This is a genomic window from Fischerella muscicola PCC 7414 (assembly GCF_000317205.1).
In the GTDB taxonomy this organism is placed as follows: Bacteria; Cyanobacteriota; Cyanobacteriia; order Cyanobacteriales; family Nostocaceae; genus Fischerella; species Fischerella muscicola.
Genome location: NZ_AJLK01000180.1, coordinates 53667 through 60105, shown reverse-complemented (window position 1 = coordinate 60105; position 6439 = coordinate 53667). Strand labels below are relative to the sequence as shown.

Genomic DNA, 6439 nt, shown 5'->3' with positions numbered 1-6439 from the left:
ATATCATTCTCAATGTTTATACAGGAGCGATCGCCTGTTCGTCTGGCATCTGGTAATTTTGCTGCCATTGTTCAAATGCCCATTTTTCCTTAAGTCAGGGGAATAGTTACATCCAGTTCGGCTATTGCTTACAATATTATGCTTCGCTGTTTGGCATTGAGCATTGGGAAAATCATCAGTATCTTAATTACCCTTACGGGTTCGCGCTTACGCTCATGGGGGACTCACCGGCCCCCACTCCCTGTCGCTCGTGGGGATTGGGGGCTAGGGGCCCCCTTTGGGGTTGGGGGAGGGAACCCCCCTTGGGGCGCGCTGGCTCACCAATTACCGATTAGCAATTACCTATTACCAGCCTACGCGACAGTATAAGTATTCAAACGAACATGATATTACTCCATGCTTCTGGGTGTATTGACTACTTGATGCATTCTCCAAGGAAGACCACGATATCTGCCAATAATTTCTCCTTCTTTAACTTCAACACCCACATCTGTTGCTTGGTAGTAACTACCGCGATACTTATGTGTTGCTTCATGCTCAATTTTGGGAGCCTGGGAACTAATTAGTTCCTGGTTATGACTATTGTTGAATTGTTCTTGATCTTTTTCCTGCTGCTTCAGTTTGTACTCGTTTTGTTGTAGTAGTTTTTTGGTACTAACGAGAACGACTACTAGTAACAAAAGCTGTACTTGCCAAGGCGCTAATATCAAGCCTAAAACTAGGCTAACAGCGGCTACTACTCCTATAATTTGCCCGATTTCATCGGTGCTTTTCTTAAAGATATAGCCAGTTACTAAACCAGTCAAAAGTGGTATCAAAAACAACAAGGGCATTTTTCTTTCACCTCTGAACTAAACCAGAAGCGCTAATTTTTAATATTTTAATATTGGGGCTGAAGTTTAAAGACGTGTAGTAATTATAGACTCACGTTGTTTTTAAGCCACAATGCGCTACTCAATAAACAACAACACCGTTAATAAGGATTCCAAAAAAGTCTAATATATTAGCTTAACATCATACGCTTGCATAATCAAAGCTATCTAAGGTATTACCTTGATGGAGTAGCTTTTCTGACTGACACCCAATGCTGAACATTCCTCAACTACTGGCAACTGAACTCAACCTCAAAGCCTATCAGGTGCAAAATGCCCTAGAACTCCTGGCTGAGGGTGCGACTATTCCCTTCATTGCACGTTACCGCAAAGAACGCACTGGGGAAATGAATGAAGTCCAACTGCGGGACTTAGCAGACAGGCATACTTACTTAACAGAACTAGAAGAACGAAAATCGGTAATTTTAAATGCGATCGCGGAACAAGGTAAACTCACTGACGAACTCAAAGCAAAAATCGCAGCTTGTTTACAAAAAACAGAACTGGAAGATTTATATTTACCCTTCCGTCCCAAGCGTCGCACCCGCGCCACCGTCGCCAGAGAAAAAGGACTAGAACCATTAGCAGAATTTATAAAATCGTTGAATACCAAAAATGCTGCACCCGCAAACCTAGAACAAGAAGCAGCGAAGTATATTTCTGAAGAGAAAGGAGTTAAGACAACACAAGAGGCACTAAAGGGTGCATCTGATATCCTTGCAGAGGAAGTAGCAGAAAAAGCTGAGTTACGTGCGTATCTGCGTGAATATCTCCTAGAGGAAGGAATATTTGTCTCCCGGATCAAAGATGAACATCCCGAAGGTACAACTAAATTTGAGATGTACCGCAACTATCAAATCAAAGTCAAGAATATCGCACCCCACAACCTGCTAGCCTTATGTCGGGGTGAAAATGAGGGAGTGTTGAGTTTTGACATTTCCTTTGATGAGGATGTGGTGCTTTCCTATTTAGAATCCCAGGAAATTCGCTCAAAACACCGTTCTATCCGTAACTTTTATCAGGAAATGCTCAAAGATGCCTTCAACCGCCTGATGAAAACTTCTTTAATTAGCGAAGTAATCTCAGAGAAGAAACTATACGCTGACATTGAGTCGATTAAAACATTTGAAGCAAACCTGCGGGAGTTACTGCTGTCTGCACCTGCGGGAATGAAACCAACAATGGCGATCGATCCAGGGTTTAGAACTGGGTGTAAAGTTGCCATCCTCGATGAAACCGGGAAATTTTTGGAATATCAAGCGGTATTTCCGCACCAAGCACTAGAACAACGTGCTAAGTCTGCACAAACTCTCAAGAATCTGATTGAAAAATACAAGATAGAGTTAATAGCTATTGGCAATGGTACAGCTTCCCGTGAGACAGACGAGTTTGTCGCGGAAGTTTTGCAGACTTTGGAACGTAAACCGATAAAAGTTATAGTTAATGAGTCTGGTGCTTCTATATATAGTGCTAGTAAAGTTGCAGCACAAGAATTCCCCGATTTAGATGTTACCGTACGCGGCGCAATTAGCATCGGTCGCCGCTTGCAAGATCCCTTGGCGGAACTGGTGAAAATCGATCCCAAATCTATTGGTGTGGGACAATATCAGCACGACGTAGATCAGAAGTTGCTGAAAAAGAAATTAGATGAAACGGTCGAAAGCTGTGTGAACTACGTCGGTGTAGATTTGAATACTGCTTCTAAAGAACTTTTGACTTTTGTCTCGGGGATCACGCCCACCGTTGCCAACAATATTGTCACCTACCGCAACCAAAACGGAGCCTTTAAAAATCGTCGGGAACTATTGAAAGTTCCCAAGTTGGGGCCAAAAGCCTTTGAACAAGCAGCGGGTTTTCTGCGAATTCGCAACGGTAACAATCCACTGGACAATACCGCCGTGCATCCGGAGAGTTATGCAGTGGTAGAAGCGATCGCCACTGACTTAAATGTACCCCTACAACAGGTGACACAAATTGCCGAAAAACTCAAAAAGGCAAACTTGAAAAAATACGTCACCGACACCGTAGGTGAACCAACCCTACGTGATATTCTCAAGGAACTAGAAAAACCAGGTAGAGACCCCCGTGCCGAGTTTAAGTATGCCACCTTCCAAGAAGGAATTAAAGAAATTTCCGACTTGAAAGTGGGGATGGAGTTAGAAGGTATTGTTACAAATGTCGCTAACTTTGGTGCGTTTGTAGATATTGGGGTGCATCAAGATGGTTTAGTGCATATCTCCCAACTTGCGGACAGGTTTGTAGATGATCCCAAGAAAGTCGTGAAGGTAGGACAAGTCGTGAAAGTGCGAGTGATGGAAGTGAATGAGAAATTGAAGCGGATTGGTTTGTCGATGAAGGGTGTGAAGCAGTAAATTCTCAATTTTCACATCATGTATAAAACTTGTTCGTAGTAAGGACTTTAGTCCTTGCTTTCAAGGAAGAGGACTGAAGTCTTCACTACAAGCTTATAATTAGCTTGCGTAGGATTTGTTGCACCAGAGCTACTACCATGAGTTGGTAAGTTAAGCTGTACGTATGACATGAATCCGACAAATGAACAAACTCAAGGGCTTTATCGATTGTGTTACCGACTCACTAATGTCATATATCCTGGATGGCAATATAAAAGTATTGAGCTTGTTCGCATAGACGAGAGAACTGGCAGGTTATACATACTAGCTGGAGAGAATTTGGATTTCGAGATCAAGCCTACCGGAGGATACGAGCCATGACAACCGCTAATTACGACGCCATGAGTCTTGATGAGTTAAGACGATATGTACTGAGTCATCGAGAAGATATCGTTGCTTTTCAGGCTTATGTTGATCGTTCAAAAGCTGCTGGACGAATGATCAGCATAGACTTAAATGACAATCATTGGGAAGAGACTCTCACCGAGCAAATTCAGCAAAGTACATCAGTCGAGGGTGAATTAGAGTAGCCCTTATATTATTTATTTATTAATCTAGGGGACTGCGAACACCTCGCCCACCACGATTAAGAACATGGGTGTAAATCATTGTTGTTTTCACATCCTTGTGTCCGAGTAATTCTTGAACAGTGCGGATGTCATAACCGTTTTGTAATAAATGGGTAGCAAAATATAGAACTTTTCTTGATATTACGATTAAAATGCTTGTAATCCTTAATCCTTTCCCTACCTCAATCGCTTAATGTGATATATGGAAAGTTTCCGCATAATAAATAGTTAGATTTCAACAAAAGCATGGTTGCAAGAGGCAGAAATGGAATCAGGGAAAAGAAAAATTGTTGTAATAGGAGCTAGTCGAGGGATCGGTGCGGCTGTAGCACAACACTTTGCCCAAAAAGGCGATTCTGTCTTCTCAATCTCCAGAGGTCAGCCAATTGCAGGAGAATGGATTCAAGCAGATATTTCCACTCCAGAAGGAATCAAGTCCATTGTCAGTAGTATTAGTGAATCAACCGTTGATGCCCTCTTGTTTATGGGGGGAGTTTGGGAAAATGGTGCATTTACCAAGCAATATGACTTCATGAAAAGCCCAGATGAAGAAACTCGCTTTGTAATAGCTGTAAATACTGTTGCACCAATTGAAATAACTAAGCAACTTGCTAGGAATCTTGCTAAATCTAACAACCCAAGAGCGATATTTATTGGCGCACTATCAGGATTAGATAATTCTCCAACGATCGAGGTAGCTAATACAGCATCTAAATTTGGTTTAAGGGGAGCAGCCCAGTCATTACGACTAGCTCTTCGTGATTACAAAATTGGTATTACAGTCATTAATCCAGGCAATATTGCAACAGAAGAAGTTATAGCAGATATTGAAGAGAGCCGATTCAAGCGACAAATTCCAATATCTCTTAAAGATTTCATTTCTGCAATCGAATGGATTTTATCACTTTCAAATACTGTGGATATTTCGGAAATCAATATGTACCAGAAAGGTTAACCCCAAAGATATGATGAAAAAGGTTTCTAGACTTGTTGAAAAGCCATAAAATCTAACAATTCTGATGCAGCGGATTGATTGAAGTTGCTTATGGTGTTGCAAAAGTATCGGTAACCGCTGACCAGAACCGTTAATGGCCGAGGATTTGCCAAAGCTAGACTACAACTTGTGATCGCAGCAACGCATGATCGCTCATAAAAAAAGTCCAGATACTAGCAAACTGTCTGTGAGCGATCGCCCAATTGAAAACCTCAGGTGCTAATCAGCAGATGCGATCGCTGCTTTTTTTGCTAAATTGAACTATCTGAAAAAACGCAGATTTAGAAGCAAGATTTTGGGCAAAATCAATATCTTTAAATCTTTAACCCACATGAATATCCGAATTGCTCAACGGGACGATATCGACACTCTCTTTAACATTAGAACCAGCGTCGTCGAAAATTATCAATCTCGCGAAGAGATTGCTGAACTTGGCATTACTCCACAGTCAGTTGCCAAAATGCTAGAAACAGAGTGTTGCGCATGGATTGCTGAGATTGGCGATCAACCGATTGGCTTCTCAATTGCCAATGCCACAGAAAAAACGATATTTGGCATATTTGTCCTCCCTTCTTTTGAATGCCGCGGAGCCGGACGTGCCTTAATGCAGGCTGCTGAAAACTGGTTGTGGTCAAAGGGGATTGAAGAGATTTGGTTAGTCACAGGCAACGACCCTAGCTTGAGAGCCTACGGTTTCTATCTGCATCTCGGCTGGATTTCAGTTGGTGTTGAATCTGATGGAAACTTCAAAGGGGAGATGAAATTTGTCAAAAGACGGATCTAGAAATTGTCTTGACAATTGCCCTTGAATTTCAAGGTAATCACTACGATTGTCAAAACAGACTGACTTGCTTACTATCTCTGTGAGTAAACGATCGCCCAATTAGAAACTGTAAGGTTATCGGTTACGGGATAATTTTGAGAGCGTAGAGCGATCGCTTGGTAGCCAGTAAAATTAAAAGAGTTATCAACGCTATGGCAATCTGAGAGGATGAGAAACTGAAAAAATAGCGAGAACATAAAATAACATCCATGCTCAGGAAAATCCGAGAGTTGAAAGCTGAGATTGAGCGCCAGGGTTTTGTTTATTTGCCCAAGCGTGGTAAAGGTAGCCATGAGCGTTGGCGACATCCTCTACTCAGAAAAACACTGACAATCTCAGGTAAGGATGGAGATGATGCACCAATCTATCTGGAAAAACAGGTAGCAAAGTTACTCGCTGCATTGGAAGAGCTAAGGGAGAACGAAGATTCATGAGTCGATACAGCATGATAATTCAATGGTCTGACGAAGATCAGCTTTTCTTGGTTACGATTCCAGAGTTTGCTGATCGCGTTGTTATGCCTTGTACTCATGGCAAAACCCGCTCAGAAGCAATACGTAACGGTGAGGAAGTAATTGAAATGTACTTAGAAGCTTGGCAAACAGAAGGTGAATCTATTCCTAACCCAAATACGCTTCAAATTGCCTGATGCTCTTTGTGAGCGGCGTGATCAGAAATCGTTAAAATGGCTTGATTACTGAGGGTTTACCAAAATAAGGCTAAAGCTTACAATCACAGCAATGTGCGATCGCTCATAAAGGAGTCCAGAG

10 protein-coding genes are annotated in these 6439 nt (G+C 42.0%); 7 read left to right on the top strand and 3 right to left on the bottom strand.

Features of this window, described 5'->3' with window-relative positions; genetic code table 11:
* Nucleotides 1-389: 389 nt before the first annotated feature.
* A complete protein-coding gene (locus UYI_RS0128490; protein WP_016870097.1) occupies nt 390-833 on the bottom strand; it encodes a DUF4278 domain-containing protein in 444 nt (147 codons plus the stop codon).
* A gap of 251 nt (nt 834-1084) precedes the next feature.
* On the opposite strand from UYI_RS0128490, the gene UYI_RS0128485 reads away from it, so the two are divergent.
* From UYI_RS0128485 to UYI_RS0128475, 3 genes are all read left to right on the top strand, one after another.
* Nucleotides 1085-3244, top strand: a complete 2160-nt coding sequence (locus tag UYI_RS0128485; RefSeq protein WP_016870096.1) for a Tex family protein — start codon at nt 1085-1087, stop codon at nt 3242-3244.
* A 168-nt stretch (nt 3245-3412) separates the two neighbouring features.
* Nucleotides 3413-3604 (top strand): DUF6888 family protein, encoded by a 192-nt coding sequence (locus UYI_RS0128480; RefSeq protein ID WP_016870095.1) that lies wholly within the window; start codon nt 3413-3415, stop codon nt 3602-3604.
* Complete coding sequence (locus UYI_RS0128475; RefSeq protein ID WP_016870094.1) at nt 3601-3813, top strand: DUF6887 family protein; 213 nt, start codon at nt 3601-3603, stop codon at nt 3811-3813. The genes UYI_RS0128480 and UYI_RS0128475 overlap by 4 nt, the downstream gene beginning before the upstream one ends.
* Nucleotides 3814-3832: 19 nt before the next feature.
* On the opposite strand, the gene UYI_RS35380 is transcribed toward UYI_RS0128475, so the two are convergent.
* Nucleotides 3833-3994, bottom strand: coding sequence for a tyrosine-type recombinase/integrase (locus tag UYI_RS35380; RefSeq protein WP_071588892.1), 162 nt, complete (start codon nt 3992-3994; stop codon nt 3833-3835).
* Between the two features lie 108 nt (nt 3995-4102).
* On the opposite strand from UYI_RS35380, the gene UYI_RS0128470 reads away from it, so the two are divergent.
* Both UYI_RS0128470 and UYI_RS0128465 read left to right on the top strand, forming a co-directional pair.
* Nucleotides 4103-4807: an SDR family NAD(P)-dependent oxidoreductase gene (locus UYI_RS0128470; RefSeq protein WP_016870093.1), complete on the top strand. Its 705-nt coding sequence runs from the start codon at nt 4103-4105 to the stop codon at nt 4805-4807.
* 370 nt (nt 4808-5177) lie between these two features.
* The gene (locus tag UYI_RS0128465; protein WP_016870092.1) at nt 5178-5630 is read left to right on the top strand and encodes a GNAT family N-acetyltransferase; all 453 of its coding nucleotides are present in this window, start codon (nt 5178-5180) and stop codon (nt 5628-5630) included.
* Between the two features lie 71 nt (nt 5631-5701).
* Here the strand turns inward: UYI_RS0128465 and UYI_RS37315 are convergent, their stop codons facing one another.
* A complete protein-coding gene (locus UYI_RS37315; RefSeq protein ID WP_157226409.1) occupies nt 5702-5866 on the bottom strand; it encodes a hypothetical protein in 165 nt (54 codons plus the stop codon).
* A gap of 12 nt (nt 5867-5878) precedes the next feature.
* Here UYI_RS37315 and UYI_RS0128460 point away from each other — a divergent pair, with 12 nt between their 5' ends.
* Both UYI_RS0128460 and UYI_RS0128455 read left to right on the top strand, forming a co-directional pair.
* The gene (locus UYI_RS0128460) at nt 5879-6103 is read left to right on the top strand and encodes a type II toxin-antitoxin system HicA family toxin (RefSeq protein ID WP_016870091.1); all 225 of its coding nucleotides are present in this window, start codon (nt 5879-5881) and stop codon (nt 6101-6103) included.
* Nucleotides 6100-6318 (top strand): type II toxin-antitoxin system HicB family antitoxin, encoded by a 219-nt coding sequence (locus UYI_RS0128455; protein WP_016870090.1) that lies wholly within the window; start codon nt 6100-6102, stop codon nt 6316-6318. The genes UYI_RS0128460 and UYI_RS0128455 overlap by 4 nt, the downstream gene beginning before the upstream one ends.
* The last annotated feature ends 121 nt before the right edge of the window (nt 6319-6439 follow it).

Excerpts from the sequence above, each read along its gene's own strand:
- UYI_RS0128490 (WP_016870097.1), bottom strand. The coding sequence starts at position 833 with ATGCCCTTGTTGTTTTTGATACCACTTTTGACTGGTTTAGTAACTGGC.
- UYI_RS0128475 (WP_016870094.1), top strand. The coding sequence starts at position 3,601 with ATGACAACCGCTAATTACGACGCCATGAGTCTTGATGAGTTAAGACGA.
- UYI_RS0128480 (WP_016870095.1), top strand. The coding sequence starts at position 3,413 with ATGAATCCGACAAATGAACAAACTCAAGGGCTTTATCGATTGTGTTAC.
- UYI_RS0128465 (WP_016870092.1), top strand. The coding sequence starts at position 5,178 with ATGAATATCCGAATTGCTCAACGGGACGATATCGACACTCTCTTTAAC.
- UYI_RS0128455 (WP_016870090.1), top strand. The coding sequence starts at position 6,100 with ATGAGTCGATACAGCATGATAATTCAATGGTCTGACGAAGATCAGCTT.
- UYI_RS37315 (WP_157226409.1), bottom strand. The coding sequence starts at position 5,866 with ATGTTCTCGCTATTTTTTCAGTTTCTCATCCTCTCAGATTGCCATAGC.
- UYI_RS0128460 (WP_016870091.1), top strand. The coding sequence starts at position 5,879 with ATGCTCAGGAAAATCCGAGAGTTGAAAGCTGAGATTGAGCGCCAGGGT.
- UYI_RS0128485 (WP_016870096.1), top strand. The coding sequence starts at position 1,085 with ATGCTGAACATTCCTCAACTACTGGCAACTGAACTCAACCTCAAAGCC.